The 21,145-nt window shown below is 64.5% G+C and carries 17 protein-coding genes and 1 other RNA gene; 10 read left to right on the top strand and 8 right to left on the bottom strand.

Annotated elements, in window-relative coordinates; genetic code table 11:
• The first annotated feature begins 137 nt into the window (after positions 1-137).
• The 3 genes from AB4Y43_RS18515 (at position 138) to AB4Y43_RS18505 (ending at position 3,611) form a co-directional block, all read left to right on the top strand.
• Positions 138-458, top strand: coding sequence for an ArsR/SmtB family transcription factor (locus tag AB4Y43_RS18515; RefSeq protein WP_368728478.1), 321 nt, complete (start codon positions 138-140; stop codon positions 456-458).
• Complete coding sequence (locus tag AB4Y43_RS18510) at positions 455-1,513, top strand: cation diffusion facilitator family transporter (protein WP_368728477.1); 1,059 nt, start codon at positions 455-457, stop codon at positions 1,511-1,513. Before AB4Y43_RS18515 ends, AB4Y43_RS18510 begins: the two co-directional genes overlap by 4 nt.
• Before the next feature lie 409 nt (positions 1,514-1,922).
• Positions 1,923-3,611: an FAD-dependent monooxygenase gene (locus AB4Y43_RS18505; protein WP_368728476.1), complete on the top strand. Its 1,689-nt coding sequence runs from the start codon at positions 1,923-1,925 to the stop codon at positions 3,609-3,611.
• Between the two features lie 46 nt (positions 3,612-3,657).
• Here the strand turns inward: AB4Y43_RS18505 and AB4Y43_RS18500 are convergent, their stop codons facing one another.
• From AB4Y43_RS18500 to AB4Y43_RS18485, 4 genes are read right to left on the bottom strand one after another with little or no spacing between them, the layout of a single operon-like run.
• A complete protein-coding gene (locus AB4Y43_RS18500) occupies positions 3,658-3,897 on the bottom strand; it encodes a formate dehydrogenase subunit delta (RefSeq protein WP_042260984.1) in 240 nt (79 codons plus the stop codon).
• A 4-nt stretch (positions 3,898-3,901) separates the two neighbouring features.
• The gene (fdhF, locus tag AB4Y43_RS18495; RefSeq protein ID WP_368728475.1) at positions 3,902-6,838 is read right to left on the bottom strand and encodes a formate dehydrogenase subunit alpha; all 2,937 of its coding nucleotides are present in this window, start codon (positions 6,836-6,838) and stop codon (positions 3,902-3,904) included.
• A gap of 13 nt (positions 6,839-6,851) precedes the next feature.
• On the bottom strand, positions 6,852-8,423 hold the full coding sequence (locus AB4Y43_RS18490) for a formate dehydrogenase beta subunit (protein ID WP_368605534.1): 1,572 nt from the start codon (positions 8,421-8,423) through the stop codon (positions 6,852-6,854).
• Positions 8,420-8,932: an NAD(P)H-dependent oxidoreductase subunit E gene (locus AB4Y43_RS18485; protein WP_368728519.1), complete on the bottom strand. Its 513-nt coding sequence runs from the start codon at positions 8,930-8,932 to the stop codon at positions 8,420-8,422. Before AB4Y43_RS18485 ends, AB4Y43_RS18490 begins: the two co-directional genes overlap by 4 nt.
• 130 nt (positions 8,933-9,062) lie before the next feature.
• Between AB4Y43_RS18485 and AB4Y43_RS18480 the strand changes: the two genes are divergently transcribed.
• Together AB4Y43_RS18480 and AB4Y43_RS18475 are read left to right on the top strand one after the other, a co-directional pair.
• Entirely contained in the window at positions 9,063-10,160 is a 1,098-nt protein-coding gene (locus AB4Y43_RS18480) for a substrate-binding domain-containing protein (protein WP_368728474.1), read from the top strand.
• Between the two features lie 112 nt (positions 10,161-10,272).
• Positions 10,273-10,539, top strand: coding sequence for a hypothetical protein (locus AB4Y43_RS18475; protein WP_069262647.1), 267 nt, complete (start codon positions 10,273-10,275; stop codon positions 10,537-10,539).
• 187 nt (positions 10,540-10,726) lie between these two features.
• Here the strand turns inward: AB4Y43_RS18475 and ssrA are convergent.
• The 4 genes from ssrA to ompA form a co-directional block, all read right to left on the bottom strand.
• Positions 10,727-11,096: a transfer-messenger RNA gene (ssrA, locus tag AB4Y43_RS18470) on the bottom strand.
• Between the two features lie 103 nt (positions 11,097-11,199).
• Positions 11,200-11,922 carry an HAD-IA family hydrolase gene (locus tag AB4Y43_RS18465; protein ID WP_069262646.1) on the bottom strand — a complete coding sequence of 241 codons (723 nt, stop codon included), beginning with the start codon at positions 11,920-11,922 and terminating at the stop codon, positions 11,200-11,202.
• Positions 11,923-12,008: 86 nt separating this feature from the next.
• Entirely contained in the window at positions 12,009-12,707 is a 699-nt protein-coding gene (gene ubiG / locus AB4Y43_RS18460; RefSeq protein WP_069262645.1) for a bifunctional 2-polyprenyl-6-hydroxyphenol methylase/3-demethylubiquinol 3-O-methyltransferase UbiG, read from the bottom strand.
• Positions 12,708-12,921: 214 nt separating this feature from the next.
• Positions 12,922-13,566: an outer membrane protein OmpA gene (ompA, locus tag AB4Y43_RS18455; RefSeq protein ID WP_042260999.1), complete on the bottom strand. Its 645-nt coding sequence runs from the start codon at positions 13,564-13,566 to the stop codon at positions 12,922-12,924.
• A gap of 563 nt (positions 13,567-14,129) precedes the next feature.
• Here ompA and gyrA point away from each other — a divergent pair.
• From gyrA to hisC, 5 genes are all read left to right on the top strand, one after another.
• Positions 14,130-16,739, top strand: a complete 2,610-nt coding sequence (gene gyrA / locus AB4Y43_RS18450; protein ID WP_083245119.1) for a DNA gyrase subunit A — start codon at positions 14,130-14,132, stop codon at positions 16,737-16,739.
• A 196-nt stretch (positions 16,740-16,935) separates the two neighbouring features.
• Positions 16,936-17,544, top strand: a complete 609-nt coding sequence (locus AB4Y43_RS18445; protein WP_069262944.1) for a DUF2059 domain-containing protein — start codon at positions 16,936-16,938, stop codon at positions 17,542-17,544.
• A gap of 235 nt (positions 17,545-17,779) precedes the next feature.
• The gene (gene serC, locus AB4Y43_RS18440; RefSeq protein WP_069262943.1) at positions 17,780-18,862 is read left to right on the top strand and encodes a 3-phosphoserine/phosphohydroxythreonine transaminase; all 1,083 of its coding nucleotides are present in this window, start codon (positions 17,780-17,782) and stop codon (positions 18,860-18,862) included.
• Between the two features lie 62 nt (positions 18,863-18,924).
• The gene (gene pheA / locus AB4Y43_RS18435) at positions 18,925-20,010 is read left to right on the top strand and encodes a prephenate dehydratase (RefSeq protein ID WP_069262643.1); all 1,086 of its coding nucleotides are present in this window, start codon (positions 18,925-18,927) and stop codon (positions 20,008-20,010) included.
• A gap of 128 nt (positions 20,011-20,138) precedes the next feature.
• On the top strand, positions 20,139-21,145 hold a 1,007-nt coding region (gene hisC, locus AB4Y43_RS18430), incomplete at its 3' end, for a histidinol-phosphate transaminase (RefSeq protein ID WP_368728473.1).

The raw sequence follows: 21,145 nt of genomic DNA, 5'->3' as shown, positions 1-21,145 counted from the left end.
CGATCGAGACACAAAGGCGGCATTTTCCCACACTCGCGGACCCGTTCCCGAAGTTGGCCGAATGTTGAATGAAAGTTGACCTGCCGCTGTTGCCGAACTAACATATGAACATCTGTTCATATGTATCGTGTGTAGTCATGACCCCAGTTTCCGATGACGAGAGCATCGTACCGCTCGCCGACCTCTTTCGTTTGCTCGGCGACGCAACGCGTCTGCGCATCGTGCTCGCCTGTGTCGAGGACCGGATCGCCGTGGGGGCAATCGCCGACACGCTCGGTCTTTCGCCGTCGCTCGTGAGTCACCATCTGCGGCTTTTGCGCGCCGCGCGCGTCGTGCGCGCCGAACGCGAGGGCAAACAGATTTTCTACACGGCTGCGGACGCGCATATCAGCGCGATGATCGCCGGCATGCTGGAACACGTGGCCGAGCCCTCGGCGCAATGGCAGGAGGGCGCATGAGCGCAGCGGATCACGAACACGCGCATGACGGCGAGGGCGCCGGGAAGCACGAGGGCGAGCACGACCCTGCGCACGACGCCCACGCGCCGCACGGACAGGCTCACGCGCACGGCCACCATCACCATCATCACGCGAGCGTCGCGGGCCACGGCCGCGCGTTCGCCATCGCCGTCGCGCTAAACGTCTTCATCGTCGTCGTCCAGGCGGTGTATGGCGTGCTCGCGCATTCCACCGCGCTGCTCGCCGACGCCGGCCACAATCTCTCCGACGTGCTCGGCCTGCTGCTCGCCTGGGGCGCCGGGTGGCTCGCCATGCGCCGTCCGTCGGCGCGCTTCACGTTCGGGTTCGGCAGCTCGTCGATCCTCGCCTCGCTCGCCAACGCCGCGCTGCTCCTGCTCGCGTGCGGCGCGATCCTCGCGCAGGCGCTTGGCCGGCTGTTCCATCCGGCGCCGGTCGCGGGCTTCGACGTGTTCGTCGTGGCGACCATCGGCATGGTGGTCAACGGTTTTTCGGCATGGCTTTTCATGCGCGGGCAAAAGGACGACCTGAACATTCGCGGCGCCTTCCTGCACATGGCCGCCGACGCCGGTGTTTCCGCCGCCGTGGCCGTGAGCGGTCTGCTGATTCTTGCGACCGGCTGGAGCTGGATCGATCCGCTCATGTCGATCGCCGTGGTGCTCGTGATCGTGTACGGCACCTGGGGGCTGTTGCGCGAGTCGGTGCGGCTTGCCCTCGCGGCCGTGCCCGAGAACGTCGACATCGTGCGCGTGCGCGGCTTCCTTGTGCAGCAGGAGGGGGTCGTCGACGTGCATGACCTGCACGTCTGGGCGCTTTCGACCACGGGCTGTGCGTTGAGCGCGCACCTCGTGATGCCGGCTGGGCACCCCGGCGACGCCGCGCTCGATCATATGGTCGAGTCGCTCCAGGTGCGCTTCGGCATGCGGCACGTGACGTTGCAGGTGGATCTCGGCACGAGCGAGCATCGCTGCGCACTGGAGATGCCGGACGTCGCGCACAGGCACACGCCAGCGCGCGGGCATCCGCACGCGCACTGAAGCGCGGCCATTCCCGCAGCGACTTCCCGCTCGATTCAAAGCGCATTTGATGCGCTGCCGCGCGACCGGTCCCGGCGCGGGCGATACACTAAGGGCCTGCTCACATGAATAACAGGCTTGCGCTGGCCACCAGAAGGGCCGAGCGCAAGGATTGCGACGAAGCGAATACTCAACGTATTCGTGAGGAGCATGACGCAGCGATCGGCCCTTCTGGTGGCCAGCCCCTGTAATGCAATTAGTTGGTTTGGGGAACGTGCCTTGCCGGCCGCATTGCAGCGTCGCGCGTCGCTTGATTGGCTCGGCCAAACGGCGCGCCGCCCTCCTTGCACTGCAGCCGGCAAGGCGCGTTCGCAAGCCTGTTGTTCATGTGAGCAGGCCCTTGTATCGTGTCGAGCGCATGGAGGTCTGCATGGCCGTGGCTTCTTCTCTCGCGCCCGTGCTCATCGTGGGCGCGGGACCCACCGGGCTCGCCGCCGCGATGAGTCTTGCGCGCGCGCATATCCCCGTGCGGCTGATCGATCGCGCGCCGCAGCCCGGACGCCACTCGCGGGCGATCGGCATTCAGGCGCGCACGCTCGAGCTGTTCGAGCAGCATCGCATCGTCGAGCCGTTTCTCGAACTCGGCCACCGCGCCCATATTGCGAATCTCTATTCGAACGGTCAGCGCCGCGCGCGGCTCGACTTCGATCCGCTCTTCACGCGCTATCCCTATCTGCTATTCATTGAACAGACGGTTACCGAACGCATCCTCGGCGGGCATCTCGCGACGCTCGGCGTGGAGATCGAGCGCGGCTGCGAACTGCTGGAGTACACCCAGGGCTCGGCCGGCGCGAGCGCGGAAGTGCGCCGCCCGGACGGGCGCGTCGAGTCGGTGCGCTGCGCTTACGTGATCGCCGCCGACGGCGCGCATAGCACCGTGCGCCATCGCCTCGACATGAAGTTCGACGGCGAGACGATGGCGCAGTCGTTCCTGCTCGCCGACCTGAGCGCGAGCACGCCCTGGTCCGACGACGAGTTCCACATCTTCGCCTCGGGCGACGGTCTCGCCGCGCTCTTTCCGTTCGGCCACGGCCGTTACCGCCTGATTGCCGATCACAAGGCCATGCTGCCCGCCGCGCCCGAAGGCACGATCCCCGTGCCCACGCTGGAAGAGTGCCGCGACATCATCCTGCAGCGCGTGCACCATCCGGTGTCGGTCTCGGACATGAGCTGGGCTTCGTACTTCAGCGTGAACAGCCGCATGGTGCGGCAGCTGCGCGTCGAGCGCACCTTCTTTGCCGGCGACGCCGCACACGTGCACAGCCCCGCCGGCGCGCAGGGCTTGAACACCGGCATCCAGGAAGCCTTCAATCTGGGCTGGAAGATCGCGCGCGTGCACGCGCGCGGCGCGCCCGAGCGCCTGCTCGACACCTATCATGCGGAGCGTTATCCGATCGAGCGGCTCGTGCTGCAGCAGACGAGCTTCATGACGCAACTGGTGGAAGCCGATCACGGCCCGCTCAAGCTGCTGCGCGAGCGCGTGATGCCGGCGCTCGTCGCGCTCGGGCCGCTGCGCGACGCGGCGCGCCAGGCGGTGAGCGAGCTGTCGATCCAGTACCGCCGCAGCCCGCTCACGCTCGAGCGCGTGCTGGACGGCGGCCCTCGCGCGGGCGAGCGCGCCCCGGATGCATTCGTGCGCGTGGTGAACGGTCCGCTTGGCAAGGCGCCGGGCAAGGGGCGCATCTTCGATCTGCACGACCCAGCGTGCTTTTCGTTGTTCCTGCTGGTGGAGGGCGACGCCGACGCGGCAGCGGCGAAAAACGGTGCAGAGGTGAGCGCAATGCTCAAGCGTCTTGCCGAAGCCGTCGAGCGGCTGTTTCCGCAGGCGCTGCGAGTGTGGTGGATCGCCGATCTCGCCAATGGCGAGACGCCGCTGGCGGGCGAGGGCGGCGAGCGCGCGGCAACGCTCACCGAATCGTACGGGCGCACGCGGCCCGCGTTTTATCTGATGCGCTATATCGGCGCGCGGGGGCGTCCCGCGTCGGACCTCAATGCCCTGCTGCGCCACTGCGAGACGTGGTACGCGGCTGCGGGCTTTGCCCAGGCGCCGGCGGTCTGAACCGCGCGGCGCCGTGCGTCTCATGTGACGGGCCGGCTGGCCCCGCTCAAGCCGCCGCGGGCGTCAGCGCCTCGCGATGCTTCGTGAGCGAGGCGAGCACGATCTCCGTGAAGCCCGCTTGTTCGCCTTCGCCATCGAGCGCCGCGAGCAGCGTGCGGCGCATACGCGGCTCCCAGAACTTGCGGATGTGCTCCGCGATGCCCGTGAGCGCTTCCTCGCGATCGGGCAGCGAGTCGAAGAACATGCCTATCTGGTTCGCCATTTCGATCAAGTGATCCGCTTTCATCGCTTTATTTCCCTGAGGTTGTAAGCGGTTCGCGCTTGCTGAGCAGCTCGAGCTGGGTGGTGTTGAAGCGCGAGTATTCGCGCTGCCACTCCGAAGGCTGCTGCACGTGGCTGACCTGCACGGCCGTCACCTTGTACTCGGGGCAGTTCGTGGCCCAGTCCGAGGCATCCGTGGTGATGACGTTCGCGCCCGACTCGGGGAAGTGGAACGTCGTATAGACCACGCCCGGCTGCATGCGCGTGCTGACTTGCGCGCGCAGCACCGTATGGCCCGCGCGCGATTCGATCCCCACCCAGTCGCCGTCGCGGATGCCGCGGTCTTCGGCGTCCACCGGATGGATCTCGAGGCGGTCCTCCTCGTGCCAGCGCGAGTTCTCGGTGCGGCGGGTTTGCGCGCCCACGTTGTACTGCGAGAGGATGCGGCCCGTCGTGAGCAGGAGCGGGAAGCGGCGCGTGACCTTCTCCGGCGAGGCGATGAACTTCGTGATGACGAATTTGCCCTTGCCGCGCACGAACTCGTCGATGTGCATGATCGGGGTGCCTTCGGGCGCATCTTCGTTGCACGGCCACTGGATGCTGCCCATCTCGTCGATCTTCTCGTACGAGACGCCGTGGAACGTTGGCGTGAGGCGCGCGATCTCGTCCATGATCTGCGACGGATGCGTGTAGTCCATCTCGTAGCCGAGCGCACGCGAGAGCAGGATCGTCACTTCCCAGTCCGAGTAGCCGGCGATCGGCGGCATGACCTTGCGCACGCGCGAGATGCGGCGCTCGGCGTTGGTGAACGTGCCGTCCTTTTCGAGGAACGACGAGCCCGGCAGCAGCACGTGCGCGTACTTCGCCGTCTCGTTCAGGAAGATGTCCTGCACGACGATGCATTCCATCGACGAAAGCGCCGCCGCCACGTGCTGCGTGTTCGGGTCGGACTGAACGATGTCCTCGCCCTGGCAGTAGAGGCCCATGAAGGTGCCGTCGAGCGCCGCTTCGAACATGTTCGGAATGCGCAGGCCCGGCTCGCTTTGCAGCGCGACGTTCCAGGCCGCCTCGAACTCGCCGCGCACGATCGAATCGCCCACGTGGCGGTAGCCCGGCAGCTCGTGCGGGAACGAACCCATATCGCACGAACCCTGCACGTTGTTCTGGCCGCGCAGCGGATTCACGCCCACGCCTTCGCGGCCGATGTTGCCCGTGGCCATCGCGAGGTTGGCGATGCCCATCACCATCGTCGAGCCTTGTGCGTGTTCCGTGACGCCGAGGCCGTAGTAGATCGCCGAATTGCCTTGCTGCGCATAGAGGCGCGCGGCGGCGCGCACCTGCTCGGCGGGCACGCCGGTCACTTCGGCCATCGTTTCGGGCGAGTTTTCGGGCAGCGAGACGAAATCGCGCCATTGCTCGAACGCGCGCGTCTCGCAGCGCTCCGCCACGAACGACTCGTTGACGAGCCCTTCGGTCACGATCACGTGCGCGATCGAGTTGATCATCGCGACGTTGGTGCCCGGGCGCAGTTGCAGGTGATGCTCGGCCTTCACGTGCGCGGTATCGACGATGTCGATGCGGCGCGGATCGACGACGATGAGCTTCGCGCCCTGACGCACGCGGCGCTTCAGACGCGAGCCAAACACCGGATGGCCGTCGGTGGGGTTCGCGCCGATTACGATAATCACGTCGGAGTGATCGACCGAAGCGAAGGTCTGCGTACCCGCCGATTCGCCGAGCGTGGTCTTGAGACCGTAGCCCGTTGGCGAGTGACACACGCGTGCGCAGGTATCGACGTTGTTGTTGCCGAACGCGGCGCGCACGAGCTTCTGGACGAGGTAGGTTTCCTCGTTCGTGCAGCGCGACGACGTGATGCCGCCGATCGAATCGCGCCCGTGCTTCGCCTGGATGCGGCGGAACTCGCTCGCGGCGTAGTTGATCGCTTCGTCCCAGCTCACTTCGCGCCACGGATCGGTGATCTTCGCGCGGATCATCGGCTTCTTGATGCGATCCTTGTGCGTCGCGTAGCCCCATGCGAAGCGGCCCTTCACGCAGGCATGGCCTTCGTTCGCCTGGCCGTTCTTGTGCGGGACCATGCGCACGACTTCATTGCCCTTCATCTCGGCCTTGAACGAGCAGCCCACACCGCAATAGGCGCAGGTCGTCACGACCGAGTGCTCGGCCTGGCCCAGCATCACGACGGTCTTTTCCTGCAGCGTCGCGGTCGGGCACGCGGCGACGCAGGCGCCGCACGACACGCATTCCGAGTCCATGAACGATTCGCTCGCGCCGGCGGCGACGCGCGATTCGAAGCCGCGCCCGGCGATGGTCAGCGCGAACGTGCCTTGCGTCTCTTCACAGGCGCGCACGCAACGATTGCAGACGATGCACTTCGACGGGTCATACGTGAAGTACGGATTCGATTCGTCCTTCTTGTCCTTCAGGTGATTCGCGCCGTCAAAGCCGTAGCGCACTTCGCGCAGGCCCGTCACGCCGGCCATGTCCTGCAGCTCGCAGTCGCCATTGGCGGGGCAGGTGAGGCAGTCGAGCGGGTGATCGGAGATGTAGAGCTCCATCACGTTGCGGCGTAGCTTCCGCAGCTGGTTGCTTTGCGTGCGCACCTTCATGCCCGCTTCGACCGGCGTCGTGCACGAAGCGGGATAGCCGCGACGGCCTTCGATTTCCACGAGACACAGACGGCACGAACCGAACGGTTCGAGCGAGTCGGTGGCGCAGAGCTTCGGCACGTTGATGCCGGCCTCGATCGAGGCGCGCATCACCGACGTGCCGGCCGGCACGGTGACGGACTGGCCGTCGATCTCGAGCGTGACGTCCACGTCGGCGTGAACGAGCGGCGTGCCGAAATCGGTATCGTCGAAGGGCGAGCGTTGCTTCTTTGCCTGGGACTTGCAGGCGCAATTGCCGGAACCGCAACCACCGGCTTGGGACATGAGCGTGTCGGACATGGTGGTTCCTCGTTCAGGCGGCCGCCGGTTGCTGGCCTGCTTGTTGGGCGACGGGTTCGAGACCGAAATCTTCAGGGAAATGGTTGAGTGCGGAGATCACGGGGTAGGGCGTCATGCCGCCCATCGCGCACAGCGAGCCGGACACCATCGTGTCGCACAGGTCGCGCAGCAGCGTGACCTGCTTTTCGGACGTGTCGCCCTTGCGGATCTTCGCGATCACCTCGACGCCGCGCGTCGAGCCGATGCGGCACGGCGTGCACTTGCCGCACGATTCGAGCGTGCAGAACTCCATCGCGTACTGCGCGAGTTCGGCGAGATTCGACGTGTCGTCGTGCACGACCAGGCCGCCGTGACCCACGACCGCGCCAACGGCCGCATACGCTTCGTAGTCCATGGGAATGTCCCACTGGCTTTCGGGCAGATAGGTGCCGAGCGGGCCGCCCACCTGCACCGCACGTGCCGGACGGCCGCTGGCGGTGCCGCCGCCGTAGTCGACCATCAGTTCGCGCAGCGTCACGCCGAACGCAAGCTCCACGAGCCCGCCGCGCGCGATATTGCCCGCGAGCTGAAACGGCAGCGTGCCGCGCGAGCGGCCCATGCCGAAGTCCTTGTAGAACGCCGCGCCCTTCGCGAAGATGATCGGCACCGTGGCGAGCGTGATGACGTTGTTGATGACCGTGGGCTTGCCGTACAGGCCGGCGAGCGCGGGCAGCGGCGGCTTGGCGCGCACGATGCCGCGCTTGCCCTCGAGCGACTCGAGCAGCGCCGTTTCCTCGCCGCATACGTAGGCGCCCGCACCCTTGGCCACGAACAGTTCGAAGCGCTTGCCGCTGCCGAGCACGTCGTCGCCGAGCCAGCCGGCAGCACGTGCGCGGCGAATGGCTTCTTCGAGCGCTTCGATCGAATGCGGGTACTCGCTGCGCACGTAGATATGGCCCACGGTCGCGCCCACCGCGATGCCCGCGATCGTCATGCCCTCGATGAGCACGTACGGATCGCTTTCCATGACGAGGCGGTCGGAGAACGTGCCCGAATCGCCTTCGTCGGCATTGCAGACGATGTACTTCTGGTCGGCATGCGCGTTCGCAACCGTGCGCCACTTGATGCCGGCCGGGAACGCCGCGCCGCCGCGGCCGCGCAGGCCCGACTCGAGCAGCGCTTCGCAGATATCGGCGCCGGTCATCTTCAACGCATTGCGCAATCCTTCGAGGCCGCCGTGGGCGACGTAGTCGTCGGTGGAAAGCGGGTCGGTGATGCCGATGCGCACGAACGTGAGGCGCTGCTGCTTGCGCAGATACGGAATTTGCTCGACGAGGCCGACGCTGCGTGCGTGCTGGCCGCCTTGCAGGAAGCCGGCGTCGAAGAGTGCGCCGACTTCATCGGGTTCGACGTTCGCATAGCCTACGCGGCCATCGGGCGTTTCGATTTCGACGAGCGGTTCGAGATAAAGCAGGCCGCGCGAGCCGTTGCGCACGAGTTCGATGCTCGCGCCGCGCGCGGCGGCTTCGCGTTCGATGGCCTCGGCGATGGCATCCGCGCCGAGCGCAAGCGCCGAGGAGTCACGGGGAACGTAGACGCGAGTCATGCGGCCTCCTCGGTGCGCACGGTCGCGAGCGCTGCTGCGTAGAGCTTGTCGAACTTCTGCGGGGTCACTTTTGCGTGCAGCGTGCCGTTAATCATCATGGTGGGCGAGAGCGCGCATTGCCCGAGGCAATAGACGGATTCGAGCGCGACCGGGCCTTCATGCGTGTGCGCGTGTTCGGCGTCGTGGCCGTGCTGTCGGAACCGGCAGCCGGTATGCGACTCGACGTGCTGCGCGAGCGCCTCGCTGCCCATGCTGCGGCAGGCCTCGGCGCGGCACAGCTGAACCGTGACCGGCGCGGGCGGCGCAGTGCGGAAGTGGTGATAGTAGGTGATCACGCCGTGGACCTCGGCGCGCGAGAGATTCAGCGCCTTCGAGAGCGGCACGACCGTGGACGGCGGCACGAAGCCGACTTCGTCCTGGATCGCATGCAGGATCGCAAGCAGCGTGCGGCCTGGTTGTGCGTGACGCAGGACGAGATCGTCCGGCGCGCTAACAGCTGTCTCTTCCATCATGGGGCTTCTCCTGGGCATATATGCACTTGTTATTCATAAAGTGTGCATCTATGCTGCGGTTGTCTTGTTGTCTGACCGAACAATAGGCCCGTGGAAAGGCAGACGCAATAGGAAGGAAAATTTCATAATGATCAAGGTCGAGTGCCATGCGCAGCTAGTCGTGCGCGACGCGGACGGCCGCGAGGCAAGCCTGACGGACGTTGTGCCGTTGCTTGCGCTCGTCGCCGAGGAAGGAAGCATTGCGCAGGCCGCGCAGCGTAAGGGTTTGTCCTATCGCCATGCGTGGGGCGTTTTGCGTGAAGTCGAGGAGCGCCTGGGGGGCGCGTTGATCGCGAAAGCGCGTGGCCGCGGGTCCGTTCTCTCCGAATTGGGCGAGGCTGTGCTGCGCTCCCAGCGCCTGTGCGGGGAGCGGCTGCAGGGCAACCTCGAGGCGCTGGCCAGTGAAGTGGCGAGCGACCTGAACCGCTGGCTCGCGCCCGACGCTCAGGATCTGCGCATCCATGCTTCGCACGGCTACGCGGTGGCGGCGCTCGTGACGGCGCTCGTCGCCGACCACGTGCCCGTGGAGATCAAGTACCGCGACAGCGTCGATGCGATCACGGCGCTCGCGCGCGGCGAATGCGATCTTGCCGGCTTTCATCTACCGCGCGGCGATTTTCGGGCCGCCTGCGCCAACGCCTACCGGAGCTGGCTCGACCCGCAGCGGCACGTGCTCATCCATCTCACGCAGCGCAAGCAGGGACTCTTCGTCGGGCGCGGCAACCCAAAGCAGATCACAGGTCTCGCCGACCTCGCGCGCGGCGATATCCGTTTCGTGAACCGGCCACCGGGCTCGGGCACGCGCATGCTGATCGATCTGCTGCTCACGCGCATCGGCGTCGATCCTGAGCGCGTGAACGGTTATGCGTCGTCGGAACTCACGCATTCGGCGATCGCCGCATTTGTGGCGAGCGGAATGGCCGACGTGGGCTTCGGCGTTGCGCCGGCGGCGCACCATTTCGGGCTCGATTTCATTGAAATTGCCGACGAAGACTACTATTTCGCGTGTGATCGCGGCCACCTCGCGCACGAGCCGCTGGCGACCGTGCTCGGTTTGCTGCGCGGTGCGGGGTTCCGCGCATCCGTTGCGCAACTGGAGGGATACGATCCGGCGTCGTGCGGCGACGTGTTGGAACTCGAAGCCGCATGGGGCGGGCCGCTCGAGGGCGAGGCGCGGCCGTTGTAACAGAAGGCAATGGAATGGTCGGACTATGCTGCAGACTGAGGCGCTTTTTGTGATACTTTCAGTTTGTATTCGCTCTCACGTTTCAGATGCGCGCCCGTCGCGCCGATCGACCATGAAATTTGTCCTCAAAGTTGGTGCCGCGGCCGCAACGGCGGCAGTGTTGTTTGCTACGTTCAACGTTGCCTTTGCGCAGAATTCGCCGGGCGTGCCTGGCGGTATTCTGAGCGATCAGTTCAAGTTTAACGAGCATCCGCAGATGCAGTTCGCCGCTTCGGCGCCGTCGGCCAAGTATCAGCATGGCAAGCCGACTGCCGCACGCAAGCGTGGTGATCTGGGTGATCAGAACGGCTGTAATCTGCAGTGCCCGCAGGACAATTGATGATCACGGGGCGCACGCGAAAGTTGCGCCGCTTGTGGAGCAAAGAAAAACTCGCGAGGCCTGAACGGGCCGTCGCGAGTTTTTTTCTGTGCGACTGGCTAGAGTGAGGACTGCAGCAAGCAAAAAGCCCCGACAGCCTTGCGGCGCCGGGGCTCGAGTCCGGTCGTCGTGGACGAAAGGAAAAATCTGGTGGAGCCGGCGGGAATCGAACCCGCGTCCAGAAGCAGTCCATAACCAGTTCTACATGCGTAGTTCTGTCGTTTGATTTAACCGGAGCGACGCGGACGAACACGCTGCGCTACGGCGATTCACTGGATTTTCGACCTTGGCGTCGTGACGCCACCAAGGCTTAACTGACGTAAATGACCTCTGGCGGTATTGCTACCGGTCTTGCGACGCTAGCCCGTCAGTGAGCCAGGCAGAGGACGGCGGCCCTTAGGCTGCCAGTGCGAACGTATCGTCGTTTGCAGTTACGTTTTTCCCATTGATTAACGAGGTGACGGGTCCTCGGCATGCCCTGATTACTTCATAACCCCTGTCGAAACCAGGTCGGCCCCAGAGGATGGAACAATTATCCCATAGTTCGTCATATGAGGCGAACCGTGCCCGGTTCAAGGGCGCGCGGGGCTCTTCGCGATCAAAAGCCGCTGTAGCACCGCCTCAGGCCGCCTTGCCGATGTGCTGAAGCAGGGCGAACAGTGCCGCCGTGGTGTCCGCGACATATTGCGCGTCCCACTGCGAGGGCGGTACGTCGTTGCCGCAGTAGCCGTAGGCGGCGGCGATCGTCGCCATGCCCGCCGCGGCGCCCGCCTGCACGTCGCGCAGATCGTCGCCGACATAGACCACGCGCTGCGGCGCGATGCCGAGCGCCTCGGCCGCGTGCAGCAATGGCGCCGGATGCGGCTTGGAATAGGGCGTCGTATCGCCGCTCACCACGCAGCTAGCGCGCGTGTCCAGATGCATCAGTTTCACGAGCGGCTCGGTGAGACGGGCGACCTTGTTGGTCACGATGCCCCAGCGCACGCCGCGTGCGTCGAGGTCGTCGAGCACCGCATCGATACCGGCGAAGAGCGCCGTCTCGATGCGCAGATTCGCCTCGTAGTTGGCGAGAAACTCCTCGCGCATCGCGGCGAACTCGCGATCGTCGGGGCCGATCCCGAACGCGCCGCCAATCAGGCCGCGTGCGCCCGCCGAAGCGAGCGGACGCAGCTTCTCGAGCGGCGTGGGCACGAGACCGCGCGCGTGGCGCATCTGGTTGACGGCGGCGGCGAGGTCCGGGGCCGTATCGGCGAGCGTGCCGTCGAAGTCGAACAGCACGGCGTCGCAGGCGGCAAGCGCTGCGGCGCTCTCCGCGGCAGGTTGGGCGTTCGTGGGTGAATTCATGTCTGGAAGCGATGGCGCGGCGCGCCGGTGTGCAGGGAATGCCGCCGGAGCAGGGTGATCCGGCGGCGCCGCTCGCGCAAGAGCCGTCAGGCGCCGCGCCGGCAAGCGATCATGTAATTGACGCTGGAGTCGTTCGATAGCGCGAAGTGCCGCGTGAGCGGGTTATACGTGATGCCCTTGATCTCGGCGACGTGCATGCCGGCGTCACGCACGAACGCGGCAAGCTCCGAGGGGCGGATGAAGCGCGCGTAGTCGTGCGTGCCCTTGGGCAGCATCTGCGCGATGTATTCCGCGCCGATCACGGCGAGAAGATACGACTTCACGTTGCGATTGAGCGTCGAAAAGAACACCCAGCCGCCAGGCTTCACTAGCGTCGCGCAGGCCTTCACGACTTCGGCGGGCTGCGGCACGTGTTCGAGCATTTCCATGCAGGTCACGACGTCGAATGACGCCGGTTCGCGCGCGGCGATCGCTTCGGCTGCGATCAGCTCGTAGTCCACCGTCACGCCGCTCTCAAGGCTATGCAGGTCGGCCACGCCGAGCGCCTCGCGCGACAGGTCGATGCCTTTTACGGTTGCGCCGAGTCCCGCCATCGATTCGGAAAGGATGCCGCCGCCGCAGCCGATGTCGAGCACGCGCCTGGAAGGCAGATGCGCATGGCTGTCTATCCAGGCGAGGCGAATGGGGTTGAGTTCGTGCAGCGGCTTGAATTCGGCGTTCGGGTCCCACCAGCGATGAGCGAGATCGCTGAATTTCTGCAGCTCGTGGGGATCGGCATTCGTCATGTCGTGGCAGCCTGAAGCGCGGTACGGGTCGGAAAGAATAAGCCCAGAGTATACAGGCGGGTGCACAGGGCAGCAAAATGCCGCGCCGTGCCGTCAGGCTTTCCGGAACGATGACGCCGCGCGCAGACAGGCGAAATGAAAGAAGGATAAAGCGCGGGATAAAAAAAGCCCCGCCGAAGCGGGGCTTTTGAGACTTGCGGTCGAGCGCTCGCGATTACTGCTTTTGCGTGCCGACGACTTCGACTTCCACGCGACGGTCCGGTGCGAGGCAGGCGATGAGAGCCTTGCGGTTCTTCTGGTTGCAGCCCGTCGTAACCGGGTTGCGCTTGCCCTTGCCTTCCGTGTAGATACGCTCTGCCGGAACGCCCTTGCTGACGAGGTACGACTTGACGGCTTGCGCACGGCGCAGCGACAGACGGTCGTTGTAGGCGACCGAGCCGATACGGTCGGTGTAGCCCGTCGCGACGACGACTTCGAGGTTCAGAGCCTGGATCTTGCTTGCCAGGTCGTCCAGCTTTTCCTTACCAGCCGGCTTCAGGATGGCCTTGTCGAAGTCGAACAGGGCGTCAGCCTGGTACGTGATCTTCTGGCTGGTGATGGCCGGCGGCGGCGGAGCGACCGGCGGCTGCGGTGCCTGGGCGACCAGGGCGCCATCGCACTTGGCGTTGGCGGTGGCCGGCGTCCAGAATGCATCGCGCCAGCAAAGCTCGTTCGTGCCGTTCATCCACACGTATTCGCCGGTACCATTCACCCAGTTGTCATTGACGGCTTGTCGCGACGCCGGCACCGATTGTGCCTGAGCGGATGCAGCCACAACTGCGGTAGCTGCAATGAACGCGAGCTTTGAAAGTTTATTCATATTTCTCCTCTCGAAATTGAGATTACCGCAGGTTTACTGCGAGCCATATGACGAAGACAAGTCATACATTGCTCGAAGTATAACATTGGCAAGTTGTGGGGAACGCTTTGCGTTGTGTAGACTTCGAGCAGTGTCTAACTTTGTGCGTTGGCATTTTGCCATATCGTTCCCCTCCGACGATAAAAAAAATCCGCCCCTTTCACTGCTGCTGGTCGAACGTGGTACGCCCGCAACAAAAAAGTTCCCTTAATTTTACCTGGTATTGCGCCTGGGTAGCGGGAGCGTCACACATTGTCATCCAAATCAGTGGCGATGCATCTGATTCCGGTTCGCACTGCGGCGTTTGCGCCACGCTCAAGGCGCTTTTGAGCCCTTCGGCTTCACTCCTCTAATAGGTATACGCAGGCGGCGGGCGAGGGTGTCGTGCATGGTAGAATCGCGTGGTGCGCTGCGTCCGCGGCGTCCATGCGACAGCTGGGCGTCCCGTGGTGACTGCGGCGACCTCCGCTCTACAAGTTGGGGCGAGGCGCTAGCACACCGCGTGCCCAAATAAGACATCGATAATGGATCAATTCGCCAAAGAGACTCTGCCAATCTCCCTCGAGGAGGAAATGCGCCGCTCGTATCTCGATTACGCGATGAGCGTGATCGTCGGGCGAGCACTTCCGGATGTTCGTGACGGCCTGAAGCCTGTTCACCGGCGCGTGCTCTATGCAATGCACGAGCTGAATAACGACTGGAACCGCGCTTACAAGAAGTCGGCGCGTATCGTCGGCGACGTAATCGGTAAGTACCACCCCCACGGCGACACGGCTGTCTACGACACGATCGTGCGGATGGCGCAGAACTTCTCCCTGCGCTACATGCTCGTCGACGGCCAGGGTAACTTCGGCTCCATCGATGGCGACAACGCCGCCGCCATGCGATACACCGAAATCCGCATGGCGAAGATCGGCCACGAGCTGCTGGCCGACATCGACAAGGAAACGGTCGACTTCGGGCCGAACTACGACGGCAGCGAGAGCGAGCCGCAGATCCTGCCGGCGCGCATCCCGAACCTGCTCATCAACGGTTCGTCGGGTATCGCGGTCGGCATGGCCACGAACATTCCGCCGCACAATCTCAACGAAGTCGTCGACGCGTGCCAGCATCTGCTGAAAACCCCGCAGGCAACGATTGACGAGCTGATCGAGATCATTCCCGCACCCGATTTCCCGACCGCCGGCATTATTTATGGCGTCGCCGGCGTGCGCGACGGCTATCGCACCGGCCGCGGCCGCGTCGTGATGCGCGCGGCTACGCACTTCGAGGAAATTGATCGCGGTCAACGCATGGCGATCATCGTCGACGAATTGCCGTATCAGGTGAACAAGCGTTCGCTGCTCGAACGCATTGCCGAGCTCGTCAACGAGAAGAAGCTCGAAGGCATCTCCGATATTCGCGACGAATCGGACAAGAGCGGCATGCGTGTCGTGATCGAGCTCAAGCGCGGCGAAGTGCCCGAGGTCATCCTCAACAATCTGTACAAGGCGACGCAGCTGCAGGACACGTTCGGCATGAACATGGTCGCGCTGGTGGACAACCAGCCGAAGCTGCTGAACCTGAAGGAAATGCTCGAGCATTTCCTCTCGCATCGCCGCGAAGTGCTCACGCGTCGTACGGTGTACGAGCTGCGCAAGGCGCGCGAACGCGGCCACGTGCTGGAAGGTCTCGCCGTTGCGCTCGCGAACATCGATGATTTCATCGAGCTCATCAAGGCCGCGCCCACGCCGCCCATCGCGAAGCAGGAGTTGATGAATCGCTCGTGGGATTCGTCGCTCGTGCGCGAGATGCTCACGCGCGCGGAGCAGGACAATGCGGCGGCAGGCGGGCGCGAAGCCTACCGTCCGGAAGGGCTGAACCCGCAATATGGTATGCAGGCTGACGGCCTCTACCGTCTGTCCGACACGCAGGCGCAGGAAATCCTGCAAATGCGCCTCCAGCGCCTGACCGGCCTGGAGCAGGACAAGATCATCGGCGAGTACCGTGAAGTGATGGCGCAGATCGCCGACCTGCTCGACATCCTTGCGCGCCCCGAGCGCGTAACTGTCATGATCTCCGACGAACTCACCTCGATCAAGAGCGAATTCGGCGACGCCCGCCGCTCGAAGATCGAGATGAACGCCACGGAGCTCAACACCGAAGACCTGATCACGCCGCAGGACATGGTCGTGACCATGTCGCACGCGGGTTATGTGAAATCGCAGCCGTTGTCGGAATATCGTGCCCAAAAGCGTGGAGGTCGCGGCAAGCAGGCGACTTCGATGAAGGACGACGACTGGATCGACACGCTCTTCATCGCCAACACGCACGATCACATCCTGTGCTTCTCGAATCGCGGTCGCGTGTACTGGGTGAAGGTGTATGAAGTGCCGCAGGGTTCGCGCAACTCGCGCGGCCGTCCGATCGTCAACATGTTCCCGCTGCAGGACGGCGAGAAGATCACGGTCGTGCTGCCGGTCAAGGAATTCTCGGCCGACAAGTTCGTTTTCATGGCCACCGCGCTCGGCACGGTAAAGAAGACGCCGCTCGAAGCCTTTAGCCGCCCGTTGCGCAAGGGTATTATTGCGGTCGGTCTCGACGACGGCGACTATCTGATCGGCGCCGCGATCACCGACGGCGAGCACGACGTCATGCTGTTCTCCGACGCCGGCAAGGCGGTGCGCTTCGACGAGAACGACGTGCGCCCGATGGGCCGCGAAGCGCGCGGCGTGCGCGGCATGCAGCTAGAAGACAATCAGCAGGTCATCGCGCTCCTCGTGGCGGGCGACGAGCAGCAGTCGGTGCTCACCGCGACCGAGAACGGTTATGGCAAGCGCACCCCGATCACGGAGTACACGCGCCACGGCCGCGGCACGAAGGGCATGATCGCGATCCAGACGTCGGAGCGCAACGGCAAGGTGGTTGCGGCCACACTCGTCGACTCCGAAGCGCAGATCATGCTGATCACCACCACGGGCGTTTTGATTCGCACCCGCGTGTCGGAAATTCGCGAAATGGGCCGTGCAACGCAAGGTGTTACACTCATCAGCCTTGACGAAGGTACGAAGCTTTCCGGACTGCAGCAGGTCGCCGAAGCGGACGCAGAAGTGGACGCCGAAGGTGAGGGCGAACCGGGCGAAGGCGAAGAGTGATGCGTCATCCTGGCCCGCACAAGCGTGTTCAATCGATGCGCTTACGCGGACTTTAAGGTGGGTTTCAGCGAACCTTGTTAGTGTCAGCGAAATGAATGGTGTGCCGGGCGGACCGGTGAGCGGGCGCAGAACGCAATGCGGCGCCCCGCAGTCCGCGCGGCAGCGCAAATCGATTAATTTCTCAAAGGGAGTAATGATGCAAAAACGATTCAAGCAGGTGATGTTGCTGGCCGCTCTCGTGCCGACGTTTGCCATGGCTCAGGCGCTCCAGAACCAGGCGCCCGCCCCCCAGGCACCGGCAGCGGCTGCAGCACCCGTCGATCCGGCCAAGCAAGCCGCGATCAAGGACCTGCTCGACGCGATCGACGCACAGAAGCTCGTCGGCGCAATCGGCAACAGCGCCCAGATGCAAGCCAAGCAGCTCGTCCCGGCCATCCTGTCGGACGCGCTCTCGGAAAACAAGACGATGACGGACAAGCAGAAGCAAGCTGCCGTGCCGTCGCTGCAAAAGAACGCCGTGCCGAAGCTGGTTGACTCGGCAGGCCAGGTCTTCGCGACCGACTCGTTCAAGACGGACGCCATGCAAGCTCAGTACGACGCCTACGCGAAGTACTACAGCACGCAGGAAATCAAGGACCTGACGACGTTCTACCGCAGCCCGACCGGCCGCAAGTTCATTCAGGTTCAAGACCAGGTTGGCCGCGACGTCGTGAACAGCCTGATGCAGAAGTACATGCCGCAGTCGATCAAGGCAACGCGCGACCAGGCCGACAAGGAAGTCGCTTCGGTCAAGGTCGGCAAGTAAGCCTGGCAAATGAGCCCGGCACTTAAGCCCTTCAGGTCCGCAGCCATGATGCACGGTCGCGGGGCCGGATCGGCCGCATAGACCGGGAAGCCCACTGCCGCGCGGTGCGTGGCGGGTTCCCGGCGACAATGCGATAATGGTCGTTTGCGCGATGAGCGCAAGCGGCCATTTTCTTTTTTCTGGCGTGTTTTCCGGCGGTTTTTGCCACAGCGCCTGCCTCGGGGATCTCTTTACGATGCGCGTCTACAACTTCTCAGCCGGGCCGGCAGCGTTGCCAGAGGAAGTCCTGCGTCAGGCCGCTGACGAAATGCTCGACTGGCACGGCAGCGGCATGGGCGTGATGGAAATGAGCCATCGCGGCCCGGAATTCATGCAGATCCACGCCGAGGCGCTGCTCGATCTGCGTGAGTTGATGCAGGTCCCCGCAAGTCACCAGATTCTGTTCCTGCAGGGCGGCGGCATCGGCGAAAACGCGATCGTGCCGCTCAACCTGTTCGGTTCGAAGCCGCGCGCCGATTTCGTCGTGACCGGCTCCTGGTCGCAGAAGTCGCAGAAGGAAGCGCTCAAGTACGGCGAAGCGCATATCGCCGCCACGGGCCGCACCGAGGCCGGCTTCACGCATTCACCGCCGAAGAGCGAGTGGAAGCTCTCCAGCGACCCCGCCTACGTGCACCTGTGCACGAACGAGACGATCGACGGCGTCGAGACCTTCGAGATTCCCGACCTGGGCGACATTCCGCTCGTGGCCGACGCCTCGTCGCACATCCTCTCGCGCCCGATGGACATCGCCAAATACGGCGTGCTTTACGGCGGCGCGCAGAAGAACATCGGCATGGCGGGCGTGACGGTCGTGATCGTGCGCGAGGACCTGCTCGACCGCTCGATGCCGATCTGTCCTTCGGCGTTCGAATGGAAGACCGTGGCCGCGAACAACTCGATGTTCAACACGCCGCCGACCTACGCGATCTATATCGCCGGGCTCGTGTTCAAGTGGTTGAAGCGTCAGGGCGGTCTCGAAGTCATCGAGGCGCGCAATGTGGAAAAAGCGAAGCTGCTCTACGACACGATCGACGCGAGCAGCTTCTATATCAACAAGGTGGAGCGCCGCGCGCGCTCGCGGATGAACGTGCCGTTCTTCCTCGCCGACGAAACACGTAACGCAGATTTCCTCGCCGGCGCCAAAGAGCGCGGGCTGTTGCAGCTGAAGGGCCACAAGTCCGTCGGCGGCATGCGGGCATCGATTTACAACGCGGTGCCGCTCGAAGCAGTGAATGCGCTGGTCGAGTACATGAAGGAATTCGAGGCGAAGCACGCGTAAGCGCTCCTCGCTCACGGGCGAAGCGGCGCCGCGCGCATCCTTTCAGATTGCCGGTTTCACGCATGGACGACGAACTCAACTCCCAACTCAAGCCGCTGCGCGAACGCATCGATGCGATCGACGCGCAGCTCATCGCGCTCCTGAACCAGCGCGCCTCGGTCGCGCTCGAAGTCGGCGAGGTCAAGAAGCACTTCAACGCGCCGGTGTTTCGCCCGGAGCGCGAGCAACAGGTGATCGAGCGCCTGCAGAACATGAGCGACGGCCCGCTCGGCAACGATCACATCAGCGCGATCTGGCGCGAGATCATGGCCGCGAGCCGTTCGCTCGAAAAGACGATTTCGGCTGCGTTCCTCGGCCCGGTCGGCACCTATAGCGAACAGGCGATGTACCAGTACTTCGGTCAGTCGATCGAAGGCCTGCCGTGCCCGTCGATCGATGAGGTGTTCCGCTCGGTCGAGGCGGGCGCCGCCGAGTTCGGCGTCGTGCCGGTCGAGAACTCGACCGAGGGCGCCGTTTCGCGCACGCTCGACCTGTTCCTCGAAACGCAGCTCGTCATCGGCGGCGAAATCGCGTTGCCGATTCAGCACAATCTGATGACGCAAAGCGGCAACCTGCAAGGCGTTACGCGCGTGTGCGCGCATCCGCAGGCGCTTGCACAGTGTCAGCACTGGCTGACGGCGAACGCGCCGCAGCTCGAGCGTCAGAGCGTGTCGAGCAACGCGGAAGCCGCGCGCCTCGCCGCCGCCGACCCGACGGTCGCCGCGATTGCGGGCGATCGCGCCGCCACGCACTACGGTCTCCTGATCGCAAACGCGCTGATCCAGGACGACCCGCACAACCGCACGCGCTTCGTCATGATCGGCAAGCAGCCGGCGGGCGCGACGGGGCGCGACCAGACCTCGATGATCGTGTCGGTGAAGAACGAGCCGGGCGCGGTGTACAAGCTGCTCGAGCCGCTCGCGCGCCACAGCGTGTCGATGACGCGATTCGAGTCGCGGCCGGCGCGCCTTGGCAGCACGTGGGAGTACTACTTCTACATCGACTTCGAAGGTCATCGTGACGAACCCGCCGTGGCCGCCGCGCTCGACGAACTCAGCAAGAAAGCCGCGTATCTGAAGATCCTTGGTTCGTATCCGCGCGCACGCTAAGGCGTGGAAGGTGCGGGCGGCCCGCCGCCAATCGCCGCCCGCCGCATGAGAATGCCGGGCGGCGCGCCTTTCCGATCCGTCCGGTAGAGACCGTTGTACGCCCGGCGCCCTGAGCCCTGGAGAGACGCATGACCACGCAATTCGGCCCCTCGTATGTGCGCGCCATCGCGCCTTACATCGCCGGCAAACCGATTTCCGAAGTCGCGCGCGAGTTTGGACTCGACGAAGCGCGCATCGTGAAGCTCGCGTCGAACGAGAATCCGCTCGGTATGCCCGAATCGGCGCAGCGCGCGATCGTGCAGGCCGCGAGCGAACTGGGCCGCTATCCCGATTCAAACGCGTTCGAGCTGAAGGCTGCGCTGGCCGCGCGCTACGACGTGCCGCCCGAGTGGATCACGCTCGGCAACGGCAGCAACGACATTCTCGAAATGGCCGCGCATGCGTTCGTCGAGCGCGGTCAGGCGATCGTTTATTCGCAGTACTCGTTCGCGGTCTACGCACTCGCGACCCAGGGCCTCGGCGCGCGCCATATCGTGACGCCGGCCGTGCACTACGGCCACCATCTCGACGCGATGCTGGCGGCGATCGATGAGGACACGCGTCTCGTGTTCGTGGCGAACCCGAACAACCCGACCGGCACGTTCGTCGACGGCGCGACGCTCGAGGCGTTTATCGCGAAGGTGCCCGCGCATGTCGCGGTCGTGCTCGACGAGGCGTACACGGAGTACCTCGCGGCTGAGAAGCGCTATGACTCGATCGCGTGGGTGCGCCGCTATCCGAACCTGCTCGTTTCGCGCACGTTCTCGAAAGCCTACGGACTCGCCGGCCTGCGTATCGGCTTCGCGATCGCCCAGCCGGAACTGACCGATCTGCTCAACCGTCTGCGCCAGCCGTTCAACGTCAACACGCTCGCGCAGGCCGCTGCGATTGCCGCGCTCGGCGACACGCCGTTCCTCGAGCGCAGCGCGGCGCTCAACGCCGAGGGCTATCGCACGCTTACCACGGCGTTCGAGCGCCTCGGCCTCGAATACGTGCCTTCGGACGGCAATTTCGTGCTGGTGCGCGTGGCGAAGGACGCAACGGACGACGGCGCAGGCGAGCGCGTGAATCTCGCGCTGCTCAAGCAAGCCGTGAT

The sequence above is a fragment of the Paraburkholderia sp. BR10872 genome (genome assembly GCF_040965835.1).
Classification (GTDB): domain Bacteria; phylum Pseudomonadota; class Gammaproteobacteria; order Burkholderiales; family Burkholderiaceae; genus Paraburkholderia; species Paraburkholderia nodosa_A.
This window is presented reverse-complemented; position numbering and strand designations above follow the sequence as displayed.

Coding starts and splice junctions, on each gene's coding strand:
- AB4Y43_RS18445 (WP_069262944.1), top strand. CDS start 16,936: ATGCAAAAACGATTCAAGCAGGTGATGTTGCTGGCCGCTCTCGTGCCG.
- AB4Y43_RS18505 (WP_368728476.1), top strand. CDS start 1,923: ATGGCCGTGGCTTCTTCTCTCGCGCCCGTGCTCATCGTGGGCGCGGGA.
- AB4Y43_RS18510 (WP_368728477.1), top strand. CDS start 455: ATGAGCGCAGCGGATCACGAACACGCGCATGACGGCGAGGGCGCCGGG.
- AB4Y43_RS18475 (WP_069262647.1), top strand. CDS start 10,273: ATGAAATTTGTCCTCAAAGTTGGTGCCGCGGCCGCAACGGCGGCAGTG.
- AB4Y43_RS18465 (WP_069262646.1), bottom strand. CDS start 11,922: ATGAATTCACCCACGAACGCCCAACCTGCCGCGGAGAGCGCCGCAGCG.
- fdhF (WP_368728475.1), bottom strand. CDS start 6,838: ATGTCCGACACGCTCATGTCCCAAGCCGGTGGTTGCGGTTCCGGCAAT.
- ompA (WP_042260999.1), bottom strand. CDS start 13,566: ATGAATAAACTTTCAAAGCTCGCGTTCATTGCAGCTACCGCAGTTGTG.
- gyrA (WP_083245119.1), top strand. CDS start 14,130: ATGGATCAATTCGCCAAAGAGACTCTGCCAATCTCCCTCGAGGAGGAA.
- serC (WP_069262943.1), top strand. CDS start 17,780: ATGCGCGTCTACAACTTCTCAGCCGGGCCGGCAGCGTTGCCAGAGGAA.
- ubiG (WP_069262645.1), bottom strand. CDS start 12,707: ATGACGAATGCCGATCCCCACGAGCTGCAGAAATTCAGCGATCTCGCT.
- AB4Y43_RS18500 (WP_042260984.1), bottom strand. CDS start 3,897: ATGAAAGCGGATCACTTGATCGAAATGGCGAACCAGATAGGCATGTTC.
- AB4Y43_RS18485 (WP_368728519.1), bottom strand. CDS start 8,932: ATGGAAGAGACAGCTGTTAGCGCGCCGGACGATCTCGTCCTGCGTCAC.
- AB4Y43_RS18490 (WP_368605534.1), bottom strand. CDS start 8,423: ATGACTCGCGTCTACGTTCCCCGTGACTCCTCGGCGCTTGCGCTCGGC.
- pheA (WP_069262643.1), top strand. CDS start 18,925: ATGGACGACGAACTCAACTCCCAACTCAAGCCGCTGCGCGAACGCATC.
- AB4Y43_RS18480 (WP_368728474.1), top strand. CDS start 9,063: ATGATCAAGGTCGAGTGCCATGCGCAGCTAGTCGTGCGCGACGCGGAC.
- AB4Y43_RS18515 (WP_368728478.1), top strand. CDS start 138: ATGACCCCAGTTTCCGATGACGAGAGCATCGTACCGCTCGCCGACCTC.